Below are 26115 nucleotides of genomic sequence, written 5' to 3'. Positions count from 1 at the left end.
AGCCCTCTCTATTTTAGTAATTCGAGTCGTTTGAGGTACCAACCTTTCCTGACATCGTGTCTTTAAGGCTTGAAAGTAAACCACTAGCGCCAAAACGATAGTTAGATGACTTAACCCAATCTGAACCAAGGATTTGCTCTGCTTGAATTAGGTAAGCCTTTGCATCATCAGCGGTACGAATTCCACCGGCTGCTTTAAAGCCAACTCGGCCACCGTTTTGCTTTATTACATTTAACATTACATCTGCCGCTTCAAGCGTCGCGTTTACTGGCACTTTTCCAGTTGATGTTTTAATAAAGTCTGCACCGCAATCTATCGCAAATTCACTGGCTGCTTTTATTGTATTTAAGTCACCTAGCTCACCAGACTCAATGATTACCTTTAATACATTGTGATCTGCACAGGCTTGTTTACTTTGCACTAGTACATCTTCACAGCGCTTCAAGTTGCCATTAATAAAATCTTTATAGGGTAAAACTACGTCAATCTCATCAGCACCATCTAATATGGCTTGCTCTGTCTCGGCAATAATTTGGTCAATATCTTGATCGCCCAACGGAAAGTTGGTTACCGTTGCAACCTTAACGTCATGCATACCTAATTGAGTTAACGTTTTTTTCGCAAGTGCGACAAACTTTGGATATACACAAACAGCTGCAACATGCCCAAAGTCTGTAATGGTACTATTGCATAGCTCGATAATAACGTCGTTAGTATCATCATCATTTAAAGATGTTAAGTCCATCAAGCCTAACGCTTGACGGGCATAGGCTTGATAGTCTTTCATTATGCGTCTGCCAATAAGTCTTGAAGTAAAGTAGTTAGTCGTTTTGCTGCTAATTGACCTTGTTCTAGCGTTTCATCATGGCTTAGGTTCGTTGCCGATAGACCCGCCGCCAAATTAGTAATGGTTGAAATAGCACATACCTTTAAGCCACAGTGCCTTGCGACAATCGCTTCTGGTACTGTAGACATACCAACTGCATCAGCGCCAAGCGTTCGCTGTGCTCTAATTTCAGCCGGAGTTTCGAAAGTAGGACCAGATACCCAAATATAGGTGCCTCTGTACAAAGTTAAACCAGATTTCAACGCTGCTTTTTCAACTTGCTCACCTATGTTTCTATCGTAGGTTTGAGTCAAATCTAAAAAGCGGGGACCAATCTCATCGTCATTTGGACCGATAAGTGGATTAAAGCCAGAGAAGTTAATGTGATCAGTGATCAGCATAATACTGCCAGGACCCATGTCTTCTTTAAGCGAACCCGCGGCATTTGTTAAAATAACAGATTCACAACCAATAGCCTTAAAGCTTCTTAATGGGATTGCGATTTTTTCAAATGAGTGGCCTTCATAGTAATGAAAACGACCTTGCATACAGATGACGTTTTTGCCACCTAATGTACCTGCGACTAATCGACCGGTATGGCCAACCACGGTACTTTGAGGAAACTCTGGAATATCTGCATATGGAATGCTGATAGGGTCCAAAATTTGTTCCGCTAAATCTGCTAAACCACTACCTAATACGATAGCGACCTCAGGTTTAAAACCATTAAGTTGTTGTTCAATATATTGAGCACTGATTTGAAAATCTTTCACTGAATTATCCCGTTAATGTCTATATTTTCTGATCTGAAAAAGCACGCCATACTTCGGGTGGTCTAAATAGTGTAGATCACCTGAGTAGGTACGTCTTAGTTGTTTGAATGGGAAATTTTGTAGGTATTGTATTTCCAGTAATGAATCGTCGGCCTGATTTCTTTCAGTAGACTCATTAAATTCGTTAAACTCGGAGACTGCTTTGTCTTTGTTTGCAGCTGATATTAATACGTTTTGTACGTCATTGGTCAAGTCATTTTGGACCAAAGCAGCATCCAATGACGATTCTTTGGCCAATATTGCGTCTACATCCACTTTTTTGGACATTTTTTGACGGAAGTTAAAGTCGGCATCGAGATAAAGGTAGTGGTCTAGATGAACGGTAATTGCACCGTCAAGTTGCCAGGTTTGTAATGGAAATGCGTTACGTTTTGGCATAACAAGTGTATTTGTTGTTGGATCAACGGCAGCGCCTGACTCTAACTTTGCTAAAAACTTAGCAACATTGCTCCTAACAGAGCTCATCATCAATTGATTGCTTGATAGCGATTCTGGTGTTGTTATACCGTCATCAAAACCATTGTCACTGAGCCTATCATGTTCGGTTATCTCGTAGCCATCGTATGTAAATTTACCCGTATAGTTTTGACCTGCTTTCAAATATACCGAAACCGCATTGTTTTTTGCTAAACCAGGCTGTCTCCACCCAAGGTGCAGTAGTGTTTTTGTTCCCCAGTTATTGTCTAACTTTTGTGCTTGTTCCGTAAGTTTTAGATTGGCGTTATCCAACAGGTAGACACCACGGTAATCGTCGTAATCATAACCGGCCATTTTAGTTGGAACCTTAGACCAATTGATATCGGTATATAATTCTTGATGTGGAGATGGAAGATAATTAACACGTTCCGATATGGACCAAAAACCAGCAAGAGACTCGCTTGGCATCAGGCAAAGTTGGTTGGTTAATCGCCACTGTTTTTGAATGACGGTTTGATAGTCATTAAACAGCGTAAAAAACTCAGCTGGACTAAGAGGCGACAACCCTTGTTCATCGCGTTTTCGCGTGACAACAAATGGGTCAATATCAGCATGGCAGTTCGGTAAATTAGCAAGTAAATTTTTGATATTGGGTTGTAGCTTAGATGCCTGAACGTCCCAAAAACGCTTAGGCTGTTTGTTTTTTATTTTTTGATCGAAATTTTCTCTTATCGGTTTATTATTTGTTCTCTCAAAAATAATAATCTCTACATCAAACCATCTACCATCGGCTGATTGTATTTTTTCTACTAAGTCTTCGTTTTCTTTTCTAGGTGGTTTTTCCGCTAAAGCATAAGGATTAGTGACCTCGCTAAATAAACCACTCAATTCACTGGGTACAGACAATGAACGTTTACTGTCGACTGCTGCAAGCGCCTGTCCCATGCTAGTTATAACTAATATTGATAAGAGACAACTTGTCTTTTTCCAATTGTTTTGAGTGTGTTTACTTAACAACTTCCATTCCTTAAATTTGGCTAACGCTCGCTAATCTCATTACAACATGATTAGTGTACGTTAGCGCAAATAATTGTTCTATACTTTTTGCTTATGCTCAAAGTCATTTAACATCGCATTTATATACTTTAATCTGTCTTCAGTGTCTTTATTATCTATGCTGAATTTTAAGGTTTGACCACCGTCCAATTTGTAAGTCGTAGGATGACTTTGAATTAGACTAATTAGGAATATCGGATCTACTTTTGTTGAGTCCGAAAATTCAATACGACCACCTTTAGGTCCGGCTTCGATTTTAGTAATACCAAGTAACTGAGCCCGCTGTCTAAACTCACTAATTCTAAATAAGTTTTTAGCGGCGTCAGGTAATAAGCCAAAACGATCAATGAGTTCAATTTTAATATCATCTAAATCATCTGTGTTTTGTGCCGTTGCGATTCGTTTGTATAAACTTAAGCGCATATTAACGTCATGAATGTAGCTGTCTGGCAATAGGGCAGGGATTCGCAACTCAATTTCGGTTTGTTTGGAGGTTAACACATCTAAACTGAGCTCTTTGCCCTGTTTTAAAGCTTCTACAGCTTGCTCTAACATTTCCATATAAAGCGTAAAGCCGATGGTTTGAATTTGACCTGTTTGATCATCACCTAAGAGTTCACCGGCGCCACGAATTTCTAAGTCATGTGTGGCCAACGCAAACCCCGCACCAAGGTCTTCCAATGACTCAATTGCCTCAAGACGTTTAACCGCATCTTTACTAATCGCTTTAGGTGGTGGTGTTAGAAGGTAAGCGTATGCTTGGTGATGAGAGCGACCTACGCGGCCTCGAAGTTGATGCAGTTGGGCTAAACCAAGTTTGTCAGCACGTTCCATGATAATAGTGTTCGCAGTTGGAACATCTATCCCAGTTTCAATTATTGTTGTGCACACCAAAACGTTATAACGTTGATGATAAAAGTCGCCCATCACCCGCTCTAGCTCTTTTTCACGCATTTGTCCGTGGGCAACCACTACACGGCATTCAGGCATTAACGCTTCAATAGCTCGCGCTCTTTGCTCTATGGTCTCTACATTATTATGTAAGAAGTAAACCTGACCACCGCGATTGGTTTCACGCATAATCGCTTCTTTAATAAGCTCATCATTTATTTGTCGTACAAAGGTCTTTATTGCTAAACGCTTAGCCGGAGGTGTGGCAATTATGGATAAGTCTCGCATTCCACTCATTGCCATATTTAATGTTCTTGGTATTGGCGTTGCAGTAAGCGTTAGTATATCCACATTAGCGCGTAGCTTTTTTATTGCTTCTTTTTGCTTAACACCAAATCGGTGCTCTTCATCAATGATCAATAAACCGAGATCTTTAAATTTAATATTGTCTTGAATTAACTTATGGGTACCGACAATAATATCGACCTGACCAGACTCCAACTGTTCTAAGATCGCGGTTTGCTGTTTTCCTGTTTTAAATCGCGATAATACTTCTACTTTAACGGGCCAATCAGCGAAACGGTCAGTAAAGTTCTCATAATGCTGTTGGGCAAGCAAGGTGGTTGGAACTAATACTGCGACCTGTTTACCATCATTTACAGCGATGTAGGCAGCACGCATAGCAACTTCAGTTTTGCCAAAACCAACGTCGCCACACACTAAGCGATCCATTGCCTGTGGTGATTTCATATCATTAACTACGGCATTAATCGCGCTTTGTTGGTCTTCAGTTTCTTCAAATGGAAAAGAAGCTGAAAATTGACGCCAACCGTCGCGCTCTAACTCATATTTATAACCTGGTTTTGCTTCTCGTTGCGCGTAAATGTCTAATAATTCCGCAGCGACATCTTTTATTTTCTCTGCCGCTTTTTTTCGAGCCTTTTCCCACGCGTCTGAGCCAAGTTTGTTTAAAGGTGCTGAGTCAGACTCACCGCCTGTATAACGCGATAGTAAATGTAAATTTCCTACAGGGACGTAAAGCTTAGCCTCGTTTGCATATTCAATAGTGACAAATTCACTAGTGAGACCACCGGCATCAATGGTTTCTAAACCTTTATATCGTCCTACGCCATGCTCAATATGGACAATGGCTTGATCTACCTTGAGCTCTGCGAGGTTTCTAACAAGCGCGTCCGTCGATATCGACTTTTCTCTTTTGTTTCGTTTTCGCTGAGCGACGCGTCCACCTAGTAACTCAGTTTCTGTAATAAATGACACAGGTACCGATTGACCGTCAATATCGGTGATCACCACAAAACTGTTTTCTAAGCTTGTAATTACAATACCAACGTCGGAGTCGGATTGAATGAAATCGTCAATGCTTTTGTATTGTGTTGGCTTAATTTGAGCTTGTTTTAAAAGCTCTAGAAGTGTCTCTCGTCGGCCTGCTGACTCAACGCTAAATAAAACGCGACCTTGTTGCGCTTTTGATTCGACAATATGAGATAGAACTTTTGTAAAAGGCTGCTTTAACTGCGAATCTATATTGATATCGTCAATTAATTGCGTGTTAGCATTAAATTTACCGGCGCCACTGGTAACACCAACTTGGATATTAATTTGTGGCCACTGACTTATGGCTGCGAACAACTCGTTAAACGCCATAAATAGTTTAGCTGGTGGCAGCAACGGCCTAAGAGGATCAACGTTTAAATTATCATGCCGCTTTTGTGTTTCACGTAGGTATAGCTCTGCTTGTGCTTGAATATCACCGGCAAGTACTAGATGGCAGTTATTTGGTAAGTAGTCAAAAAGAGTATCAGTTTGTTCAAAAAACAAAGGTAAATAATATTCTATTCCTGCGGGGAAACTTGCTTCAGAGACTTGCTTATACAAACTGTCTTTTTCATTTCTTACGGTAAACTGTTCACGATAGTTTTGACGAAACGCTTCTATGCCGGCTTTATCCAAAGGAAATTCATGCGCCGGTAGTAAATTGATTTTCTCAACTTTATCTTTACTACGTTGTGATTCGGTATCAAAAATTCTAATTGAGTCTATTTCATCATCAAAAAAGTCCAGTCGGAAGGGCTGATCACTTCCCATTGGATATAAATCTAATATCGAACCTCTTACCGAATATTCTCCGTGCTCTATTACCTGTTCAACATTCCTGTAACCATTTTCTTGTAGTTGTAACGCCAGCGCTTGAATGTCTTTTTTATCGCCTTCAGCAAATACAAAACTATTACCCATGATGTAAGACTTTGGCGCAATAAAGTGCATTAGTGTACTAACTGGAACAATAACGACGCCACGAGCCATAGTTGGCAATTGATAAAGCGTTAGCAATCTTTGCGATATAATATCTTGATGCGGAGAAAAGGTATCGTAAGGCAGTATTTCCCAATCTGGGAAGGTAAAAACAGGATGCGTGTCTCGAGGCAGTAATGTACTTAGTTCACTTTCTAAACGGTGGGCATTAGGAGTGTTTTCTGTAACAACGACGGTTACATGATCTGAGTAATAAGCTGCTTCGGCAATAGCGAGCGCCTTACTGCTGCCGGCTAATCTAGACCAAGTTATTTTATCTGCTTTTTTGTCGGTTACCGATTTGACCTTCGGCAAAGGCAGTTTTAACAATTGTGGAAGCACAACAATCCCTAATGTTGATGAAAGTGACATAAGCAAATAGCCTTACCATCAAGGCAAGGCTATTTGTGAAATCACTTCTCTTGATTAATCACGGTATATTTTTAATAAGTCGCCGTAATGATCGATTCTGCGATCTCGCATAAATGGCCAAATACGGCGAACAGATTCACTACGACTTAACGATACGTCAAATTGAAGAATTTGATCATCTTCATCGCCCGCGTGAGCCAATATTTCGCCTTGTGGACCGGCAATAAAACTGTTTCCCCAAAATTGAATGCCTTCACTTTGTAAACTAGGATCGGATTCATGTCCAACGCGATTACAAGAGATAACCGGCAAACCATTCGCAACAGCATGAGCACGTTGTGATATTACCCAGGCATCTAGCTGTCGTTTTTGTTCAGCCTCATCATCTCTTGGGTCCCAACCTATAGCAGTTGGATAAATTAACAGGTCAGCGCCAGCCATGGCCATCAGTCTTGCTGCCTCTGGAAACCATTGGTCCCAACAAACTAAAACACCCAGTTTACCAACAGATGTTTGAATTGGTTGAAAACCTAAATCGCCAGGTGTGAAATAGAACTTTTCATAAAAGCCGGGATCATCCGGGATATGCATTTTGCGGTATTTGCCAGCAATTGACCCATCACTGTCAACAACTACGGCGGTATTATGATAAATACCCACAGCACGTTTCTCAAATAACGACAAGACGATAACAACACCTAGCTCTTTAGCTAGGTTGCCAAACAAATCGGTGGATGGTCCTGGTATTGTCTCGGCTAAATCAAAACAGTCTGTATCTTCTGTTTGGCAAAAATATAAGGAACGATGCAATTCTTGGAGCACAATTAGCTTTGCTCCTTCATTTGCAGCTTCACGGACGCCTTGAATTGTTTTATCGATATTGTGGGTAACGTCACTTGAATTACTGTGTTGAACTAAGGCAACACTCAATGTTTTATCAGTCATAATTTTTTCTTAAAAATTAAAGTGTACTTTAACTATAGGTTAGTGAATAACATCTGCAGGTATTTGCATGGTTAGACAATGCAAACTACCAAATTGTTTTATAACGGTAGAACAATCGACACCAATAATTATACGTTCAGGGTGCGCAAGACCAATAATTCGAAGCGCAGTCTCATCATTTTCATCGTTGTAAGTCGGTACCAGTACAGCGTTGTTTATTATCAGATAATTAGCGTACGTAGCCGGCAGAAGTTCACCATTATCATCAACTTTTGCGTTTGGCATAGGCAAAGGAAACAGAGTATAAGGCGTATTATCTTTATCTGTTGCTTTAACAAGCTGTTGTTCCATTTTGTTTAACGCGATGTAATGCGGATCATTTTTGTCCGTGCATTGGACGTATACAATTCCTTCAGGCGCAAAACGGGCCAAAGTGTCAACGTGGGCGTCGGTATCGTCTCCAGCTAAGTGGCCGTGCTCTAGCCAAATGACCTTATCCATACCTAATGCTGTTTTTAACTCTTGTTCAATTTGGTGCTGCGATAAATGCGCATTTCTATTAGGGTTAAGTAAACATTTTGTTGTGGTTAACAAGGTGCCATTACCATCACTTTCAATACTGCCACCTTCTAAAATCAGGTTATGTTTACTAGATAATGTTGGTCGACAGAAATCTTGTTGTACTAAGTGACTAGTAATATCGTTATCAAAGTTTGATTCATATTTGGCACCCCAGGCATTAAAGGTAAAATCAAGCAATTGCGTATTGCCATCTTCATCCGTCAGCGTAAGTGGTCCGTGATCACGCGCCCAAGTATCGTTGCAAGGAGCAATAAACCAACGTACCTTTTCTAAATTAATATCGGCGTTTTTTAACAATTCGTTTACATGGAGCTTTATTGACTCATTATGACAAGCCAACACCAACAATTGTTGTTCAGTAATATGTTTAGCCAGTTGCACATAAACAGACTCAATGTCACTTAAAAACGGTGACCAGTCTGTTTCTTGGTGTGGCCAAGTTAGCATAATAGCGGACTGTTTTGCCCACTCAGCAGGAAGGGTATATGCCATTAGTTTTTCTCGTTTTGACGTTGCTGTGTTTTCTTTAAAAGTTGTTTAGATTGCTGATGTAAAGACGCTCTAACTACGATTTCTCTGTCTTCATCACGAATACGGTGGAATAGAACAGTGTACTCATAGCTTCCATCAGTATTCGATTTTGTCGCGATTATACGACCTAAACAATATATAGCGGTAGCTTCATCATTAAAAAATAGTTTACAGATTAAAAAGTGCGTATCGGTGTAACTTTGTTCGGAACAAAATACAAAACCTCCGCCACCGTATGATAGTGTTGAATGGCGTTGATCGCTTTCATCCTCTGACTGCAAAATATAGTGCATCATTAAATCAATTTTACGACTTTGTGCTTTTAAATAATCAGCCAAAGGTTCGATAACATCACCTAATTGACGTAACGGTCGAAGCATCGTCTGCTCAACGCCTTTTAAGTCAGAAGCGAGTTTGTAAGGTAATGGAATATCAGCCTCAAAGTCAGCGTCATTTGGAGTATTTGCTAATACATCACCCACATTGATATTAATATCAATAGAGTGGCTCATTTGGAAGTATTCAGTAAATTGCTCTAAATCAGTCTCATTGATCATCGTTTTGTTCCCTGATAGCCAGTGATGGTGGCTTGTACTTTGTATATGAAACGCATATTATCGAACCTTGCACTTTCCTTCATCATTTAAATTAAAAAGATTCAAACTCTTACATGAATTTACCTATTAGTTTAGTCATAGCTCGACGTTACGCCAAAGCATCTAAAGACGGCAAATTTGTTGGACTTATCTCGTTGTTTTCTAAAGCTGGTATTACACTTGGCGTAATGGCTCTTATTATAGTCATTTCTGTGATGGATGGTTTTGAAGGCTTATTAAAAGATAGAATCTTAGGTGGTGTGCCACACATCGTGATAACGACAAATGATAACGACCGCCCCATTGATATTAGTAACATCAATAAACTAGTCAAAACAGCGTTGCCGAAAACCCAAGCTCAAATTATTCAGCAACTTCCGCTTGTCCAATCCACGGCAATCATGCAACTACCTGATAACTTTAAGGGATTACTTGTTGAGGGCATTTCTGATAGCAATAACATCCCAGTAGGTCTTTCAAACGCGATGCAGACAGGGCAATGGTCATCTTTAACGGACAGTAAATATGGGATTGTTATTAGCCGGTTCATGGCTTACGACAACGGTCTTGCGATTGGTGATTCAGTACGCTTAATTTTAAGCGGAGCTTCTCATTACACTCCTTTAGGTCGCCTACCAGCGCAGCGCAATTTTAAAATTGTCGGTTTGTTTGCAACGGACAGTGAACTTGACCAACAACTTGTTTTTACTCGTGCACAAGATCTTAACCGGTTGCTAAAACAACCATCGCACAGGCTTCAAGGTGTTAGATTAGTATTATCGGATCCTTTTAACGCCAAAGCTATTGAGTCGGAATTACGCACGTTAATGCCTCAGGCCAATTATAAGATATCTAGCTGGCATGATACTCACGGTAAATTATTTGATGCGGTTAAGATGGAAAAGAACATGATGTGGATCATGTTGAGTTTAATAGTCGCGGTCGCGGCGTTTAATATCGTCTCGGCGTTAGTAATGATGGTTACTCAAAAGCAAGGCGAAGTAGCGATATTAAAAACACTTGGAATGAATGCCAAACAAATAGCACAAATATTTACATTACAAGGTTGTTATAACGGTGTAGTAGGGGCGTTATTAGGCGCCATATTGGGATCAGTTGTCGCGTTAGGAATAAATAAATTTATGTTAGTAACCGGCATAAACTTACTAGGTGTGCCAGGCATGGGTTTACCGGTTGTTTATAGTTTTGAAAAAGTAGTATTAATCGCCTTGTTTGCCATCGGGTTGGCGTTAGTTGCGAGTATCTACCCGGCAAGAAGAGCAGCATCGCTAGCGCCTGCTGATGTGCTACGTTATGAATAGTATAAAGGATTGACAGATGAATGTTGTTGATTGTAGAAATTTGAAAAAATCATATTCGGGTGTAACCACTACCGATATATTGAAGGGCATTGACTTAGCAATCAGACCCGGTGAGCAAGTTGCTATTTTGGGTCAATCTGGTTCGGGCAAAAGCACCTTGTTACATATACTCGGTATGCTAGATCTTCCGACGTCTGGCGATGTTAGCATTTTGGGACAGTCAAATAGTGACTTATCTGATTCGCAGGCCGCTAAATTTAGGAATGATAATTTAGGTTTTATCTATCAGTTTCATCACCTTTTGATGGAGTTTACAGCGCTTGAAAACGTTGCAATGCCACTACTTATCAGTGGAATCGATACCATTGAAGCAAACCGCAGGGCGACAGATCTCTTGGCTCTTGTTGGGCTATCTCATCGCTTAACACATTTACCGTCGCAATTGTCAGGTGGTGAACGACAACGGGTAGCTATTGCCCGAGCATTAGTTAATAAACCAAAGCTGGTACTTGCCGATGAACCAACTGGTAACTTAGATAAACAGAATGCTCAGCAAATATTTGATTTATTTTTAAAAGTTAATCAAGAGTTGGGCACAACGCTGGTGGTAGTGACGCACGATCAGGTATTAGCCGAACGCTTTGATAGAGTCATCAAATTAGACGACGGAATTGTGATTTAATGGTTAGCGCTAAGTCAGTTAAAAACAATAATGCCATCGCTTGGCAACTTGCGAGGCGCTATTATAAAACCGGTGTACAAAGTCCATATATTAGATTTATTAACAGAGCGTCACGCATTGGCTTTGCAATAGGTGTAGCAGCGTTGATTATTGGTTTGTCTGTTATGAATGGGTTTGAACGTGAACTAAAAAAGACATTACTTTCTGTCATTCCTGATATTGAATTTAAAGCGGTATCGGGTTCATTGCCAAATTGGCCAAATACAGCGAAACAAATTCTTGCCAACACGAATGTGATAGCAGTAGCACCGTTTATTGAGTTAAATGCAATGGTGCAAAAGCAAAATGCGATGGAAGCGGTTGTTTTAAAGGCGGTAGATCCTTTGTTGGAGCCGAGTATTAACGCGACGAGTGAATATATGGTGGCTGGTAAATGGTTTTCACCACAAACAAAAGTAGAAGGTTTACCACCCGCAATAATAGGCGCTGGATTAGCTGAGAAGTTAGGGCTTACGCTAGGTGAGCGACTGGAACTATTGTTGCCAAAAATTTCTGATACCGGACGTTTGTCTGCACCAGAGTATTTAAATTTTGAGATAGGTGGCATCTATAAAATAGGCGGACAAATGGATCATGGGCAAGTTTATGTGCCACTATCCGTTGTTCAGAAAAGCCAAGGCTTTGCGGATGAACAAGCCCAAGGTGTTAAAGTCGCATTAACCGATCCTTTTATTGCTAATCGAGTTGCCGCAGAAGTGGGCAGTGAAATTACCGAGTACGTGTATATTATCGACTGGTTTCGTAGCCAAGGTCATGTTTACAATGACATTATTTTAGTGAAAGACATTATGTATTTAGTGATGGTTTTAGTAATGTCCGTAGCTAGCTTTAATATAATATCTTCATTATCGATGGCAGTTCAGGAAAAATATAGCGATATAGGCATTTTAAAAACATTAGGCTTAACACCTCAAACGGTAAAAAACACCTTCGTATTAATGGGCTTATTTACCGCAATTCGTGGAATATGTTGGGGTGTACTGATCGGAGTTATTTTCGCGCTGTTTCTTCCCCAGCTGTTTCAAATGCTTGAGTACTTATTTAACGTAAAAGTGCTTGATGGGGATGTATATTTTATTGCCTATTTGCCTAGTGAAATAAACGTTTGGCAAGTTTTAATAATTGCAGGAACGGCTTTAACTATAGCGCTGATAGCGAGTTTATACCCGGCTACTAAAGCATCAAAATTAACGCCGATTGAATTACTAAACTAAGCTAAGTGTCATCGGCGCTATTTTCGTTTTTAAGTGTTTTTATTAGGTTTTAATTTTCCAATGACAGGTCTCACCGGCAAAAAATGGCACAATTGGCTCGCCATTTGGCAGAGTGATTGTGTTCGGTATTGTCCAATCTTCTTTGATTAATGTGACAGTACCTTTGTTTCTCGGTAAACCGTAAAAATCAGCTCCATGGTGAGATGCAAAGCCTTCTAGCTTATCTAACGCGTCTAATTCTTCAAATACGTGAGTATACAATTCTAACGCTGACCACGCACTGTAGCATCCCGCACAACCACACGCGTTTTCTTTTTTCGACTTTTCATGGGGGGCAGAGTCGGTACCTAAGAAAAACTTAGGATTACCAGTAGCAACGACACTTCGAAGTGCTTGCTGGTGAATATTACGTTTAAGCACGGGTAAACAATAGTTGTGTGGACGAATACCGCCGACTAGTAAGTCATTTCTATTTAATAGCAGGTGTTGAGGCGTAATTGTAGCTGCAACGTTACTAGAGGCATTTAGGACAAATTCGACGGCATCTTTTGTAGTGATGTGTTCAAATACGACTTTTAAGTTGGGAAATGCTTCAACAATTCGAGTCAGGTTGCGGTCGATAAATTCCTTTTCACGGTCGAAGATGTCTATGTGATGATCAGTAACTTCACCATGCACCAACAACAACATGCCTTGTTGTTCCATTTCAGCAAATATTGGAAACAAATCGTCTAAAGCACTTACTGCGGCATCGGAATTAGTTGTCGCTCCAGCAGGGTACAGCTTTGCGGCTACAGCGCCGGCGGCTTTAGCATCAATGATGTCTTGTTTACTGGTATTGTTTGTAAGATACAGAACCATTAAAGGTTCAAAGTTATTATCTTTAGGTTTTGCAGCGTTTATGCGATCACGATAAGACGTAATCATCGAAGCGTTAGTAACGGGTGGAACAAGATTGGGCATAACAATGGCTCTATCGAAACAACGAGCTGTAGCCGCAACGGTCTCTTTGAGTATGTCACCATCCCGAAAATGAAGATGCCAATCGTCAGGGGTTTGTATGGTAAGTTCTTTCATATCAATTCCTCAAATCATCCAGTTTTATGCTGTTGTTATTAACTAATCGTTTAGTTTGGCTACTTTGTTAACTCTCTGTTCAAACGCATTAATTTTCTTCTTTGCCAAGACTTTTTTACTGAGTAACGCCACATTAAATCAATGCCAAAAAAGCCAATTACAGCGGCAATGGTGGCTGCGACTAAACACCCAGTAATAAATGCAGGACCAATAGTTGATAGACTCGCTACTAACCAGTCCCAACTTAATTCAAATTTAAATGGTTGTTTTTCACCACCTAAAATCCATTCGCCCAACAAATAACAGCCATAAAATAAAGGTGGCATTGTCAGTGGATTGCTGACCCAAACCAAGGCTACGGATATTGGTAGGTTTACTTTGAATACGATGGCACCAAGCGCAGATAACCACATTTGAAAAGGTACGGGAATAAAAGCGTTAAAAAGTCCGATAGCAAACGCACCACGAGCAGAACGACGATTTAAGTGCCATAAGTTTGCATCATGAAGAACGTCACCGAACATATTAACGGCTTTGTTTTGTTTAATTTTATTATGATCAGGTAAAAACCTTTGTATGAATTTCTTAGGCATAGTGTGAGCTCGAATCAAGAATTCTGTACTTGTCAAAATGAGTCGCTAAGTTACATTAAATTTAGGATTTTGTAATTAGAGAATTAACACATTAGTTAAGGAATTATAATTGAACAAATGGTTCGCGGGTTTTTTAATCGGTTGTGGCCTGTTTTTGTTCAGTCCAAGGTTGTTATCCGCGAGTGAAGTAACATTAATTTTAATTATATGCATTCTTGCTGTTGTTGTTTGTCGTAATTACATTAGGTGCAAAAAAAAATCTAAATCTGTTTTTAGTTTAATAATCGCTTTGTGTTTTGGTGTTTTATGGCAATCATTGACTAGCACATGGTTTTTCCAGCTCGGCCCAATAGGGCCTTTGTTAGACTATGGGCCGCCTGTTTCAATCAAAGGTAAGGTTTTAAACGTAGTTATTGACTTGCCTTGTTCAAAAGACGACGACGTGCCAACTTCGGGCACGATGGATGTCCGAATAGTAGAGGTTAATGGCAAACCGGTAAGTTGGTTGCAATCAGAACAAATTATACGATTGAGCTGGTATGACAAACCTATACGATGCGTTAGCAAAGTGGGCATGGGAACGATTGTAAGCTTTAACGCCATATTGAAGTCCATTTGGGGTTATGAAAATAGTTATGGATTTAATCAGCGAAAGTGGTTATTTGCGCAACGCATTAATGCGAAAGGAACCATACAAGACGACATCGTAGTTGATACTGATAACACTGTAGATATAGACCAACGGCAAATCATCACAAATAAAGTAATGGCATTATCAAAGCAAGCCCATTTATTTCACAACGACTTAATCCTAGCGCTTACTACAGGTGACAAACAACTAATTAGTCTAGAAAAAAAACAACGCATTAATAGCCTAGGGCTTGGTCATTTTTTAGCTATTTCAGGTTTACATATTGGTTTGTTATACGGCTTAGTTTATCTGCTTATACGTTTTGTTTATCTAACGGCTAGTTTGGCTCTGTTTAGAGCATACAGATTTGTAGGCACCGTTATTCCAACACAAAATACAACTCCGTACATACTTCAAAGCGTTATTTCGATAAGCCTCATATGGGGATATGTTATTCTCATTGGTGCCATCCCTTCTGCTGTTAGAGCAGCCTCTGCAATTACTATTTATCTATTAATTCGTTACACAAGAAGTACTTTTGAGCCATTTAATGTACTTTTAGCGGTGGCGACGATATCGGTAATTTTTGAACCTTGGTCGTTTCTTAATTCGTCCTGGTGGTTAAGTTTTTATGCAGTTTTGGGTATTTTAGTATTCGTCAGGTTTGTTCGATTACAGTACACCTTTAAACTACATGTCTTGTACAAATATCTTATTAACTTAATTTTATACATTACTTTATTTCAGGTGTTTATATTTGTATGGATGTTACCCATAATCTTTTGGTTTTTTGGTGGGGTTGGCACATTTTCGGTAATAACCAATCTTTTATTTAGTCCAATATTTGCCACCGTTATTATGCCTTTAGTTGCGTTCGGTGCTTTCTTTATATCTATAAGTGAACCAATGGCTGCACTATTTTACAGTTTGGCAGATTTGGCGTTGGTTACGATGTTTGATGCTTTTATTTATTTGCAGCTTTATAAAAGTTGGTGGTCAGGGTCGGATAGTACATTTCAACTCGTTATTGTACTCATTATATCGGCGCCATTAATACTGCTTTGCTTGTTTAAACTGGCTTCTCCAATTTCTGTTTACGTTTTGCTGGCCATCAAAACTATCGCCACAACTGATCTCAAAGCTAAAAAAAATGTGGGTCAAATTTATAGTATTAATAACAAATCAATTTATATAGCGCTTACGTGTTTGTGTTTAGTCGTCGCTCAATTTTTATTAAAAGATATGTCAGTTATTGACCAAAAGACAAACACGCAATCCAATAAAAAAGCTCAACTAGACTCAAGCTCAGAAATAACTATTTTTGACGTCGGGCAAGGGAGCGCAATGATGATAACAGCTGGTAATATGCACAGAGGCAGATTACCTCTTAGAAGCACAATTCTTTTTGACCTTGGTCCATTATTTAATAATGGATTTAGTGCAACGGAGTCGGTAATTGTTCCGACAGTGCAACGCCAAGGAATTAAGACCATTGATCAAGTTATATTAACGCATCTTGATGCTGACCATATTGGCGACGCCAATGCACTTATTAAAGCGGGCTATAAACCAAAGTTTGATGATTGTGACAATTTTGATGATTTGCCAGCCATTACAAATTGGCCAGAGATAACATTTGATATACTTTGGCCTAGTCAAACTCAATGGCCATATTTACAAGAGGTTTGGCCGATATTATCGCGTAATGATCGTAGTTGTGTTGTATTAATTACGGAAACATCGACAGGCACGAAGATACTAATCACTGGTGACATAAGTCATAAAGTTGAGCGAGTATTGGTTGATGCCTATTATGCAGGCTCTTTAGATTTAACCGCTGACATACTTATTGTTCCTCATCACGGCAGTCGTCATAGTTCTTCTAAACCTTTTATCTATGCTGTTGCGCCCAAAGTTGTTATTTATAGTAGTGGTGTAAACAACCGTTTTGGCATGCCGTCAGAACAGGTAATGTCAAGATATGAGCGTTACATGATGCGGCAATTTAATACTGCTAGATCCGGGCAATTAACGATTAAGTTTGATTCCGATAAAAGCACGTTTGTCGTTAAAGAAACGTTAAATAAGTGGAGCCCTTTTTGGAAAAAGCAAAATCCTTTTAGCATTCATGGACAAATACGGTAGAATTAGGCTAATTATTTGATATTAAAATGAAGCACTGGACTGTACTTTGGAAGAAAATTACTCAACGACGTTTAAAAGACTTGCAGGTTATATAAAACCATACGCTATGGGTTTTGTGTTAGCTCTTGTTGGTATGCTGGGTTACGCGGGAATAGATGTACTTTTTATTTCGGAAATACAAACTTTTATCGATGAAGGGATCACCGCAAAAAATAGTGAAGTGCTCGCTGCTGCGCCTTTGTTTGTTATCGTAGTATTTATACTACGAGGCGTGTTTAATTATATGGCCACGTTTGGACTCGGTTGGGTCGGCTCAAATATTGTCATGAAGTTGCGTCAAGAGCTTTACGAAAAGATGTTAGCTTTACCGGTGAGTTATCACGATACTGAGTCAAACGGTAGTTTGATCTCAAAAATCACGTTTGATACTGAACAAATTGAAAACGCTTGTAGTCGAGCGTTGATGACGTTAGTAAGAGAAGGCGCTATGGTAATAGGGTTGCTTGCTGTAATGTTTTATCACAGCTGGAAACTATCTATTGCTATTTTAATTTTAGTACCAGTGGTCGCATTTATTGTTAGTTATGTCACCAAACGTTTTAGAGTAATATCAAAAAAGATTCAGTCAGCCATGGGTAACGTAACCCGTCAATCAGAACAAATGTTATCGGGTCACAAGGTTATTTTAGCGTTTGGTGGTCAAGAAAAAGAAACTAAATCCTTTTTTGATGTTAATAATCATAACCGTCAGCAACGAATGAAAATGGTTGTTACAAAAACCTTAAGCGTATCTTCTATTCAGGTTATTGCATCTTTTGCTTTAGCCGCGGTTTTATATTTATCAGCCCAACCAGAAATGCTGGATAGCTTATCGCCAGGCACTTTTTCTGTTGTTTTATCGTCGATGATGATGTTACTTCGACCGCTTAAAATGTTAACCACAGTAAATAGTGAATTTCAGCGTGGGCTTACCGCGGCAAAAAGTGTTTTTGAAGTATTAGATGTTGAGTCTGAACTCAATACGGGTACAGCGATAAAAGAAAAGATTGATGGTCACTTAGCATTCTCGAATTTGAGCTTTGCCTATCCTGGTACAGATAAAAAGGTTATCAATAATTTTACTCTAGATATCAAGCCAGGCAAGACTGTGGCTCTTGTTGGTCGCTCCGGTAGTGGTAAGACAACGATATCCAATTTCGTACCGCGTTACTATTTTCCGCAAGAAGGTGAAATCACCTTAGATGGCCTGAACGTTAATGATTATGAGCTTAAAAACTTACGATCACACATCGCCATTGTTTCACAGCAGGTTGTTCTGTTTAACGATAGTATCGCAAATAATATTGCTTACGGCTCGTCACGCGTTACTAGAGATGAGATTGAACATGCGGCAAAGCTAGCGCACGTGCTTGAGTTTACCGACCAAATGGAAAATGGGTTGGATACTGAAGTTGGAGAAAATGGTGTGCTTTTATCAGGCGGTCAGCGCCAACGTATTGCTATTGCGAGAGCGATTTTACGCAATGCACCTATTTTAATTTTAGATGAAGCAACATCCGCCTTAGACACTGAGTCTGAGCGAGCAATTCAAGACGCAATGCAAAACTTAATGACCAACCGAACAAGTATCGTTATTGCCCATCGCTTATCGACAATTGAAAATGCTGATCAAATAGTAGTGATGGATAAAGGCCAAATTATTGAACAAGGCACTCATTCAGATCTTTTGATAAAAGGTGGCGCGTATGCAGCGTTGCATCAATTACAGTTTGGTGATGAGTAAGTGAGTAATATTGAGCACGCTTGGTATACAAATAAAAAATGGATATGGTTATTACTTCCATTCACGCTACTGTTTTGGTTAATTACTACGTTGCGACGTTGGCGTTACAAAGACAAGGATTTAGCTAAAGCCGATAGTTCGTTGCCTGTGATCGTAGTGGGTAACATTACGGTTGGAGGCACAGGTAAAACACCATTCGTTATCTATTTGGTGGAACTTTTAAAAAAGCACGGTTATTCACCCGCTATTGTAAGTCGTGGCTATGGAGCTTCTAAATTGGGGCCCAGCTTCCCAAGACTTGTAAATTTAATTAGTGACCCAAGTTTAACTGGCGATGAACCAAGTTTATTGGCAATGCGTACGGGGTGCCCTGTAGTTATTGATGCCAACAGGAAAGTTGCGGTTAAATATGCGTCACAAATAAGCGGTGTTGATATTATTATTTCCGATGATGGGTTACAGCACTATAAAATGTCCAGAGACATCGAGATTGTACTAATTGATGGTGCTCGCAAGTTTGGCAACGGCTTTTTACTGCCTATGGGGCCATTAAGAGAGTCTGAATCTCGTCTTGCTTCTGTGGATATTTCAGTAGTAAATTCGGGTTTTATTGCTGAAAGTGATGTTACTTCTGAACTCGAATATGATTATCGATTAGCGGCAACAAATGTGATTCAAATTTTAACGGGCGATAAAACGGCGTTGAGCGATGAGCACAGAAAAGTTCATCTAGTATCAGGCATTGGCAACCCTCAGAGATTCAAAGATACGGCGATAAAATCAGGCTTAAATGTGATCAGTGAACATTGGTATCCCGATCACCATAATTTTACAAAAGCCGACTTTGATAATCTTATGTTAACTCAGTCAGATGACGAAATCGTATTAATGACAGAAAAAGATGCGGTTAAGTGTCGCAAGTTTGCCCAGTCTAATTGGTTTGTATTACCCATTGATGCCATTATCTCTAAGTCATTAGAGCAAGTGTTATCGGACAAACTTAGATTATTAACCTCAAAAACACTCAACAAATAAATATAATTAACGGAATATGTTATGGCTTTTGATAAAAAACTTTTAAATATTATTGCTTGTCCAATTTGTAAATCGCAACTGCATTATGCACAGGAGAGCAATGAGTTGGTTTGTAAAGTCGACAGAATCGCGTACTCAATAAATGAAGATATCCCGGTAATGTTAGAAGGTGAAGCACGCCAGCTGACATTTGACGAAATTGAACAATACAAATAACGTAAATAGGCATTTATGAACAACGAAATGACTCAAAGCGGTAAGTTTGTAGTTGTAATTCCAGCTCGTTACGATTCAACTCGATTACCGGGTAAACCCCTTGCAATGATTGATAATCGTCCTATGGTTCAATGGGTTTATGAACGTGGAGTAGCATCTGGCGCAGAACAAGTTATCGTAGCAACTGACGACGAACGAGTGTACTCAGCGGTTAAAGCTTTTGGTGGCGAGGTCTGTATGACTTCTAAATCACATGAGTCTGGTACAGAGCGATTAGCTGAGGTTGTAAAGCAATATAAGTTTGCCGCGGATACCATTATTGTTAACGTTCAGGGCGATGAGCCAATGATCCCTGCGGTTAATATTAAACAGTTAGCTGCCAATTTAATAAAGTTACAAACACAAAACGTAGGTATGGCGACACTAGCAGAAAGCATATGCTCTTTTAACGAGTTATCTAATCCAAATGTGGTCAAAGTGGTAACTGACAAAAATGGCTTAGCGCTTACATTCTCTCGCTCTGCGTTACCGTATGACCGAGATCAGTTCTCGGCCACCGCAAACCCAGAATTGAGATTTCCCTATCTTCGTCATATAGGTATATACGCTTATACTGCGGGTTTTATTCAGGAATATATTAGTTGGCCAACCTCACAGCTAGAGCAAATTGAGTCGTTGGAGCAATTACGCGTACTATGGCAAGGCCACAACATTCACGTTGACTTAGCCATTGAGCCGCCACCGGCAGGCGTAGACACACCTGAAGATCTTGAGCAGGTCAGACGTTTAGTCGCTAGCCTTAAACAGCAGTAACCAGCGATCGTATTGTTGGGTAATAATTGATATAGGAAAACTTTTGGTAATCAATACTGTATTCACACACTTAGACTTTTATGTTGTTAATAAACCTGCGGATGTAGGTTTTCATGATGAGGGTGAGCTAGGTAGTGGGTTTTTTAATCAATGTTGTAAGCATTTTGGTGAAATCTTATATCCAGTTCATCGATTAGACAAAATCACCTCTGGTTTATTAATATTAGCTCGAAATAAGAACGCAGCCGATTGGTTCCAAAAAGCATTTTCAACACACATCATCTCTAAGTTTTACATTGCAATTTCTGCGAACAAACCTAAAAAAAAGCAAGGTAGTGTAATTGGTGATATGGAAAAGTCGAGACGCTCGCAATGGCGACTGCTAAACAGTAAAGTTAATCCAGCTATTACTCGTTTTTTTAGCTATTCGATGGCGTCAGATATACCAGGTTTGAGGTTGTTTTTAATTAAACCGGAGAGTGGTAAAACCCATCAAATTCGCGTTGCCCTTAAAAGCTTATCCTCTGCAATATTAGGTGACGAGTTATATGGTGGTCAACAAAGTGATAGAGGCTATTTACATGCAGTTCGATTAGACTTTGATTATAAAAACGAATCAATTTCAGTGGTTTGTATGCCACAAGAAGGTAAATATTTTATCTCTGCTGCTGAGCATATCCTGCGGGTGGCTGAAACCGCAATAACGACTAAATGGCCCGGAACAAAATTGAGAGTAAATGATTAATGAGTGACTACAATACTCGCTTTGGTGGAATTTCTAGACTGTATGGCTCGGAACAAGGTTTGTGGCTTCAACAAGCGCACATTTGTGTAGTTGGCATTGGTGGCGTTGGAACATGGGCAGCAGAAGCGCTGGCTCGAACAGGGATTGGTAAATTAACACTCATAGATTTAGACGACATTTGTACTACTAATACGAACCGTCAAATACACGCTTTATCGTCTTCAATAGGTAGGGCAAAGGTTGATGTTATGGCCGAGCGTATTAAATTAATAAACCCAGATTGCGACATAATCTGCGTTGAAGACTTTGTGACATCAGACAATCTGTTTGAAATTTTTGGAACTAAAGCCGACCCAAAATTTGACGTAGTCATTGATGCAATTGATAGTATTGCAGCAAAAACAGCGTTGATTGCCCATTGTAAGCGAAACAAAATGTCAATCGTTGTCACAGGTGGTGCCGGTGGACAGCTCGATCCGAGTCAAATTCAATATGGTGACTTAGCAAAAACAACTCATGATCCTTTGTTATCAAGAGTAAGAAATCAACTAAGACGAGATTTTAACTTTAGCAAAAACCCAAAACGCAAGTTTTCTATTGATTGTGTTTACAGCACTGAGCAATTGCGTTATCCGCAGCTTGATGGAACCGTATGTGCTGCAAAAACAATGACCGAAGGCTCGACTAGGCTTGATTGCAATATGGGTTTTGGTGCAGCCACAATGGTGACCGGAACCTTTGGTTTTTTTGCAGCATCTAAGGCCATCGACAAGCTACTCTCAAAAAAAGCACGGCAGAAAATGGATAGCGCAAAATGAGTTTATTAATTAACATTCCAAACCGAAATGTTGACTCGCTGTTAGCAAAGCTGGAACAACATATTCCGACATCAGAAATTCAAGTTTGGCCAAATATAACGTCCCCTGAGTCTATTAAATTTGCATTAGTATGGAAGCATCAACCTGGAAGTCTATCGGACTTATCGAACTTAAAAGGAATTTCCTCGTTTGGCGCAGGTGTTGATTCGATTTTAAGTGATAGTGAATTACCGGAAGTTCCTATTGCGCGAATTGTTGACGAAGATCTTGCGCTTAACATGACCAACTACGTGGTGACATTAATTAACTCTTATCGCCTTAGGCTTGATATGTTTGCTAAGCAACAAACAATGGCAATGTGGAAACCCAGAGGATTACGTAAAGGAAAAATCGTTGGTGTGTTAGGGTTAGGGCAATTAGGGCAGGCAGTATGTCATGCACTCAGTAATTGTGGATTTACTGTAACAGGGTGGAGCAACTCGATAAAAGAAATACCAGGAGTCGATAGTGTTACTGGACTCGTAGGTTTTGACAAAGTTATTGCTGAGTCTGATTATTTAGTTTGCTTGCTTCCGTTGACGGCATCGACCAAAGGAATTATCAATCGACACGTGTTGCATAAAATGAAAACTGATGCTGTTTTAATTAATGTGGCAAGAGGCGGGCATGTTGTTGAGCAAGATCTTATTGAGGCCTTGTATGACAAAGAGATTGCGGCTGCATATCTTGATGTCTTTGATATTGAACCTTTACCTGAAACTCATCCTTACTGGCGCACACCAAATTTAACTATAACTCCACACATATCAGCGGTAACTAATATCAACACTGCTGTTGATCAAGTTGTTGCTAACTATAATAGAGTAATGTCTGGTCAGTTAATGACAAACACAATTGATAAAAATCGCGGCTACTAGCGTCGCGCTTAGTTTTATCTCAGATTCCTTTATCGTTTGTGCCATTTAGTTTTAATAAAATCTGCACATCGCTCTGCCACCATAATGGTAGGTGCATTTGTATTTCCACCAATTAGATTGGGAAAAATTGATGCATCAACAACACGCAGACCTTCAATACCAAATACCTCTAATTTAGAATTTACAACCGCATCTTTATCTGTATTTAAACCCATCTTACAGGTACCAATAGGGTGATATACGCTGTCGGTTCCATTTCTTATACTTTCAATTAACTGCTCGTCAGCAAGATTTTGATCGTTATTGATCGAGTCTGGTTTAAATTGTTGCATGATAGGGTGCTGCAAAATTGAGTTTGCAATTTTTACACCCTTTAACATTGTCGTTAAATCGTCTGGATGAGATAAAAAGTTAGGGTCTATTTTTGGGGCCTGATTAGGATCAGCACTGGCTAGTTTAATGCTACCAACGCTTTTAGGTCGCAATACACAGGTATGGTTACTAAAACCATGTTTTAGGCTGGTTCGCCAATCCCGAGCGTGATCTTTAACCGTTGCAACTACAAAATGGAACTGTATATCTGGGCGCTCTAAATGGGGTTCTGTTTTCAAAAAGCCACCAGTTTCAGCAAAATTACTGGTAAATAAGCCCGTACCGTTACTGAAATATCTAAAGGTCTGTTTAAGCATGTTAAAAGCGCCGGGAACAGAAACACCAAAAAGATCGGTACGTGGGGATGAAAAACAACTTACATAGTCTGGGTGGTCTTGCAGGTTTTTTCCTACGCCAATTAGGTTGTGAATAGGTTTTATACCGAAATTTTCAAGTTCGTTGCAATCGCCAATGCCAGACAACATTAATAATTGTGGAGATTTAATCGCACCTGCACAAACGAGTACTTCTTTGCTCGCGTACAGTTTATCTCCTTGGATAGTTTCAACGCCTACACATTTCCCTTCTTTTATAATTAACTTAGCGACATTAGCTTTGGTTTTAATGTGTAAATTAGCTCTATAGCGAATAGGTTCTAAATAAGCTCGAGCTGAGCTGTAACGCTGGCCATTATACTGAGTGACTTGGTAACGTCCCATTCCTTCTTGATCTTCGCCATTAAAATCATCACAGTGTTTATATCCGCAGGCAATACCGGCCTGTACAAAAGCATCAGCGATCGGATGGTTAGAATTAGAGTCAGATACGAACAAAGGTCCGGAAGAGTTGTGTAAGCTGTTGGTGATGTTTTGATTGTTTTCTGATTTTAAAAAATACGGTAATACACTATCCCAACCCCAATCAAGTGATTTCCAGTCGTCATAGTCGTGTTGGTGCCCGCGTGCATAAATCATCGCATTTATAGCGCTACTACCACCAAGTACTTTTCCTCTTGGTTGATAGCCAATGCGGTTGTTTAGACTAGTTTGAGGCGTCGTTTCAAAGGCCCAGTTATTGTAACTGGTTGGCACCATAGTTACAGCACCCGCAGGCATTTTGATAAAAGGACTTGTGTCGTCATTACCAGCTTCTAACAATAAGACCGAAAACGACTTATCTTCAGAAAGTCGCGCTGCTAATACAGATCCCGCTGAACCCCCACCTATAACAATAAAATCAAAATCACTTTTCAAAGTTTTTTCCTATTCTTTGTATCTTTGTTTAATATCGGCGGGCATGTGTTGAATAAACATAGTGTTTATCCCTTCAAGCAATGTAAAAAAAGGTGTCAAATTAGACAAGGATTGACCTTCGATTTCTGCTAACGCGTAGGCAACAGCTTCGAGCGTTGATAATCCATTATCTACAGTCGTTTTCCTTATAGCATATTGACTTTCATAATGCTGTGACAAAGAAACCTGAGGTAAGCTGGCAAGCCATTTTTGAGTCAGGATTAGCTTTTTTGCTTTACGCCATGTTCCATCTATAACGATAAGCTGTTGAATTGAGTCTTCATCGGTTTTTTTGAACTCGTTTATAGCTATTGCCGTTTCCGATGGAAACAGTAAAGCTGTTTTTAGCATTTTTATAGCAGTAGACTTAAGCTCTGCTAATGACGGTTCATCTGATTCGTGAATTATCTTTATATTATTGGATAACTTAGGTAATAAGCGTGCCGTATTCTTAGCGTGATGACCTTCCTTGTCACACTGAATGATCACGATAGATGTTTGATGATTTGTTGTCGTAATGAATTTGCAAATACAAGTTTGCAGGGGATTATAACAATTATCGCAGCGCTGTCTTTTCAAGGGTTATCCCTTGCTCTTTAGCGTTTCTTGATATGGAGGCCAACCCATTGCCTTGCCCGCTAATACATGTAGATGAATGTGATATACAGTTTGACCGCCATCATTATTACAATTCATCACACATCGGTAACCAGAGTCTGAAAAACCCATTTCTTTAGCTATATTTGCTGCTGCAACATAGAGCTTTCCCACCAACGCTGCGTGTTCTACAGTTATGTCATTTATCGTTCGTATTTGTATTTTAGGGATTACTAAAAAATGTATTGGCGCTTGCGGATTTATGTCATTAAAAGCGAGCACTTCATCATCTTCGTATATAACAGTTGCCGGTATTTCTTTACTAATAATTTTGTCGAATATAGTTGGTTCTGACATTGTAAGTAGGTGTCCCAAAATTTAATATATTGCAAAACTTTACTAATCAAACACAAACGACGCAACAATACTCTTATGTAAATG

At 39.6% G+C, this 26115-nt stretch carries 23 protein-coding genes; 11 read left to right on the top strand and 12 right to left on the bottom strand.

What is annotated here, in order from left to right:
- Window positions 1–13: 13 nt before the first annotated feature.
- The 7 genes from deoC to ACZ1GV_RS06720 all read right to left on the bottom strand — a co-directional run bounded on the left by deoC (window position 14) and on the right by ACZ1GV_RS06720 (window position 9323).
- The gene (gene deoC / locus ACZ1GV_RS06750) at window positions 14–787 is read right to left on the bottom strand and encodes a deoxyribose-phosphate aldolase (RefSeq protein WP_472675805.1); all 774 of its coding nucleotides are present in this window, start codon (window positions 785–787) and stop codon (window positions 14–16) included.
- Window positions 787–1599: a purine-nucleoside phosphorylase gene (locus ACZ1GV_RS06745; RefSeq protein WP_472675804.1), complete on the bottom strand. Its 813-nt coding sequence runs from the start codon at window positions 1597–1599 to the stop codon at window positions 787–789. Before ACZ1GV_RS06745 ends, deoC begins: the two co-directional genes overlap by 1 nt.
- A 12-nt stretch (window positions 1600–1611) precedes the next feature.
- Window positions 1612–3093: a CsiV family protein gene (locus ACZ1GV_RS06740; RefSeq protein ID WP_472675803.1), complete on the bottom strand. Its 1482-nt coding sequence runs from the start codon at window positions 3091–3093 to the stop codon at window positions 1612–1614.
- 78 nt (window positions 3094–3171) lie between these two features.
- The gene (gene mfd / locus ACZ1GV_RS06735) at window positions 3172–6708 is read right to left on the bottom strand and encodes a transcription-repair coupling factor (protein WP_472675802.1); all 3537 of its coding nucleotides are present in this window, start codon (window positions 6706–6708) and stop codon (window positions 3172–3174) included.
- A 54-nt stretch (window positions 6709–6762) separates the two neighbouring features.
- Window positions 6763–7653, bottom strand: coding sequence for a carbon-nitrogen hydrolase (locus tag ACZ1GV_RS06730; RefSeq protein WP_472675801.1), 891 nt, complete (start codon window positions 7651–7653; stop codon window positions 6763–6765).
- Window positions 7654–7692: 39 nt separating this feature from the next.
- Window positions 7693–8727: an agmatine deiminase family protein gene (locus ACZ1GV_RS06725; RefSeq protein WP_472675800.1), complete on the bottom strand. Its 1035-nt coding sequence runs from the start codon at window positions 8725–8727 to the stop codon at window positions 7693–7695.
- Entirely contained in the window at window positions 8727–9323 is a 597-nt protein-coding gene (locus tag ACZ1GV_RS06720; protein ID WP_472675799.1) for a PilZ domain-containing protein, read from the bottom strand. Before ACZ1GV_RS06720 ends, ACZ1GV_RS06725 begins: the two co-directional genes overlap by 1 nt.
- Window positions 9324–9436: 113 nt before the next feature.
- Here ACZ1GV_RS06720 and ACZ1GV_RS06715 point away from each other — a divergent pair, with 113 nt between their 5' ends.
- From ACZ1GV_RS06715 to ACZ1GV_RS06705, 3 genes are read left to right on the top strand one after another with little or no spacing between them, the layout of a single operon-like run.
- Entirely contained in the window at window positions 9437–10684 is a 1248-nt protein-coding gene (locus ACZ1GV_RS06715) for a lipoprotein-releasing ABC transporter permease subunit (protein ID WP_472675798.1), read from the top strand.
- A gap of 16 nt (window positions 10685–10700) precedes the next feature.
- Window positions 10701–11366, top strand: coding sequence for a lipoprotein-releasing ABC transporter ATP-binding protein LolD (gene lolD / locus ACZ1GV_RS06710; RefSeq protein WP_472675797.1), 666 nt, complete (start codon window positions 10701–10703; stop codon window positions 11364–11366).
- The gene (locus ACZ1GV_RS06705; RefSeq protein WP_472675796.1) at window positions 11366–12640 is read left to right on the top strand and encodes a lipoprotein-releasing ABC transporter permease subunit; all 1275 of its coding nucleotides are present in this window, start codon (window positions 11366–11368) and stop codon (window positions 12638–12640) included. Before lolD ends, ACZ1GV_RS06705 begins: the two co-directional genes overlap by 1 nt.
- 42 nt (window positions 12641–12682) lie before the next feature.
- Here ACZ1GV_RS06705 and pyrC read toward each other — a convergent pair whose 3' ends face one another.
- Together pyrC and ACZ1GV_RS06695 are read right to left on the bottom strand one after the other, a co-directional pair.
- Complete coding sequence (gene pyrC, locus ACZ1GV_RS06700) at window positions 12683–13717, bottom strand: dihydroorotase (RefSeq protein ID WP_472675795.1); 1035 nt, start codon at window positions 13715–13717, stop codon at window positions 12683–12685.
- A 59-nt stretch (window positions 13718–13776) separates the two neighbouring features.
- Window positions 13777–14310, bottom strand: coding sequence for a DUF2062 domain-containing protein (locus ACZ1GV_RS06695; protein ID WP_472675794.1), 534 nt, complete (start codon window positions 14308–14310; stop codon window positions 13777–13779).
- Window positions 14311–14419: 109 nt separating this feature from the next.
- Here ACZ1GV_RS06695 and ACZ1GV_RS06690 point away from each other — a divergent pair, with 109 nt between their 5' ends.
- Genes ACZ1GV_RS06690 through ACZ1GV_RS06655 form a run of 8 tightly spaced genes read left to right on the top strand, consistent with a single transcriptional unit; the run spans window position 14420 to window position 23413 of the window.
- Complete coding sequence (locus ACZ1GV_RS06690; protein ID WP_472675793.1) at window positions 14420–17086, top strand: DNA internalization-related competence protein ComEC/Rec2; 2667 nt, start codon at window positions 14420–14422, stop codon at window positions 17084–17086.
- A 46-nt stretch (window positions 17087–17132) separates the two neighbouring features.
- Window positions 17133–18869: a lipid A export permease/ATP-binding protein MsbA gene (gene msbA / locus ACZ1GV_RS06685; RefSeq protein ID WP_472675792.1), complete on the top strand. Its 1737-nt coding sequence runs from the start codon at window positions 17133–17135 to the stop codon at window positions 18867–18869.
- A complete protein-coding gene (gene lpxK / locus ACZ1GV_RS06680; RefSeq protein ID WP_472675791.1) occupies window positions 18870–19904 on the top strand; it encodes a tetraacyldisaccharide 4'-kinase in 1035 nt (344 codons plus the stop codon).
- A 21-nt stretch (window positions 19905–19925) separates the two neighbouring features.
- On the top strand, window positions 19926–20120 hold the full coding sequence (locus tag ACZ1GV_RS06675; RefSeq protein WP_472675790.1) for a Trm112 family protein: 195 nt from the start codon (window positions 19926–19928) through the stop codon (window positions 20118–20120).
- A gap of 15 nt (window positions 20121–20135) precedes the next feature.
- Window positions 20136–20933, top strand: coding sequence for a 3-deoxy-manno-octulosonate cytidylyltransferase (kdsB, locus tag ACZ1GV_RS06670; protein ID WP_472675789.1), 798 nt, complete (start codon window positions 20136–20138; stop codon window positions 20931–20933).
- Window positions 20934–20976: 43 nt separating this feature from the next.
- Window positions 20977–21678 carry a TIGR01621 family pseudouridine synthase gene (locus ACZ1GV_RS06665; RefSeq protein WP_472675788.1) on the top strand — a complete coding sequence of 234 codons (702 nt, stop codon included), beginning with the start codon at window positions 20977–20979 and terminating at the stop codon, window positions 21676–21678.
- Window positions 21678–22496, top strand: coding sequence for a tRNA cyclic N6-threonylcarbamoyladenosine(37) synthase TcdA (gene tcdA / locus ACZ1GV_RS06660; RefSeq protein ID WP_472675787.1), 819 nt, complete (start codon window positions 21678–21680; stop codon window positions 22494–22496). The genes ACZ1GV_RS06665 and tcdA overlap by 1 nt, the downstream gene beginning before the upstream one ends.
- Window positions 22493–23413 carry a 2-hydroxyacid dehydrogenase gene (locus ACZ1GV_RS06655; protein WP_472675786.1) on the top strand — a complete coding sequence of 307 codons (921 nt, stop codon included), beginning with the start codon at window positions 22493–22495 and terminating at the stop codon, window positions 23411–23413. Before tcdA ends, ACZ1GV_RS06655 begins: the two co-directional genes overlap by 4 nt.
- 29 nt (window positions 23414–23442) lie before the next feature.
- Here ACZ1GV_RS06655 and ACZ1GV_RS06650 read toward each other — a convergent pair whose 3' ends face one another.
- Genes ACZ1GV_RS06650 through ACZ1GV_RS06640 form a run of 3 tightly spaced genes read right to left on the bottom strand, consistent with a single transcriptional unit; the run spans window position 23443 to window position 26031 of the window.
- Window positions 23443–25038 carry a GMC family oxidoreductase gene (locus tag ACZ1GV_RS06650; protein ID WP_472675785.1) on the bottom strand — a complete coding sequence of 532 codons (1596 nt, stop codon included), beginning with the start codon at window positions 25036–25038 and terminating at the stop codon, window positions 23443–23445.
- 9 nt (window positions 25039–25047) lie between these two features.
- On the bottom strand, window positions 25048–25656 hold the full coding sequence (locus ACZ1GV_RS06645; RefSeq protein WP_472675784.1) for a tRNA-uridine aminocarboxypropyltransferase: 609 nt from the start codon (window positions 25654–25656) through the stop codon (window positions 25048–25050).
- A gap of 3 nt (window positions 25657–25659) precedes the next feature.
- Window positions 25660–26031: a histidine triad nucleotide-binding protein gene (locus ACZ1GV_RS06640; protein WP_472675783.1), complete on the bottom strand. Its 372-nt coding sequence runs from the start codon at window positions 26029–26031 to the stop codon at window positions 25660–25662.
- Between the last annotated feature and the right edge of the window lie 84 nt (window positions 26032–26115).

It is taken from the genome of Psychrosphaera sp. HA2-10 (assembly GCF_055693745.1).
This window is presented reverse-complemented; position numbering and strand designations above follow the sequence as displayed.

Bases quoted from the DNA above. Each gene is read 5' to 3' on its own strand.
- deoC (WP_472675805.1), bottom strand. From the start codon at position 787: ATGAAAGACTATCAAGCCTATGCCCGTCAAGCGTTAGGCTTGATGGAC.
- mfd (WP_472675802.1), bottom strand. From the start codon at position 6,708: ATGTCACTTTCATCAACATTAGGGATTGTTGTGCTTCCACAATTGTTA.
- ACZ1GV_RS06730 (WP_472675801.1), bottom strand. From the start codon at position 7,653: ATGACTGATAAAACATTGAGTGTTGCCTTAGTTCAACACAGTAATTCA.
- ACZ1GV_RS06725 (WP_472675800.1), bottom strand. From the start codon at position 8,727: ATGGCATATACCCTTCCTGCTGAGTGGGCAAAACAGTCCGCTATTATG.
- ACZ1GV_RS06720 (WP_472675799.1), bottom strand. From the start codon at position 9,323: ATGATCAATGAGACTGATTTAGAGCAATTTACTGAATACTTCCAAATG.
- ACZ1GV_RS06715 (WP_472675798.1), top strand. From the start codon at position 9,437: ATGAATTTACCTATTAGTTTAGTCATAGCTCGACGTTACGCCAAAGCA.
- lolD (WP_472675797.1), top strand. From the start codon at position 10,701: ATGAATGTTGTTGATTGTAGAAATTTGAAAAAATCATATTCGGGTGTA.
- ACZ1GV_RS06705 (WP_472675796.1), top strand. From the start codon at position 11,366: ATGGTTAGCGCTAAGTCAGTTAAAAACAATAATGCCATCGCTTGGCAA.
- pyrC (WP_472675795.1), bottom strand. From the start codon at position 13,717: ATGAAAGAACTTACCATACAAACCCCTGACGATTGGCATCTTCATTTT.
- ACZ1GV_RS06695 (WP_472675794.1), bottom strand. From the start codon at position 14,310: ATGCCTAAGAAATTCATACAAAGGTTTTTACCTGATCATAATAAAATT.
- ACZ1GV_RS06675 (WP_472675790.1), top strand. From the start codon at position 19,926: ATGGCTTTTGATAAAAAACTTTTAAATATTATTGCTTGTCCAATTTGT.
- kdsB (WP_472675789.1), top strand. From the start codon at position 20,136: ATGAACAACGAAATGACTCAAAGCGGTAAGTTTGTAGTTGTAATTCCA.
- tcdA (WP_472675787.1), top strand. From the start codon at position 21,678: ATGAGTGACTACAATACTCGCTTTGGTGGAATTTCTAGACTGTATGGC.
- ACZ1GV_RS06655 (WP_472675786.1), top strand. From the start codon at position 22,493: ATGAGTTTATTAATTAACATTCCAAACCGAAATGTTGACTCGCTGTTA.
- ACZ1GV_RS06640 (WP_472675783.1), bottom strand. From the start codon at position 26,031: ATGTCAGAACCAACTATATTCGACAAAATTATTAGTAAAGAAATACCG.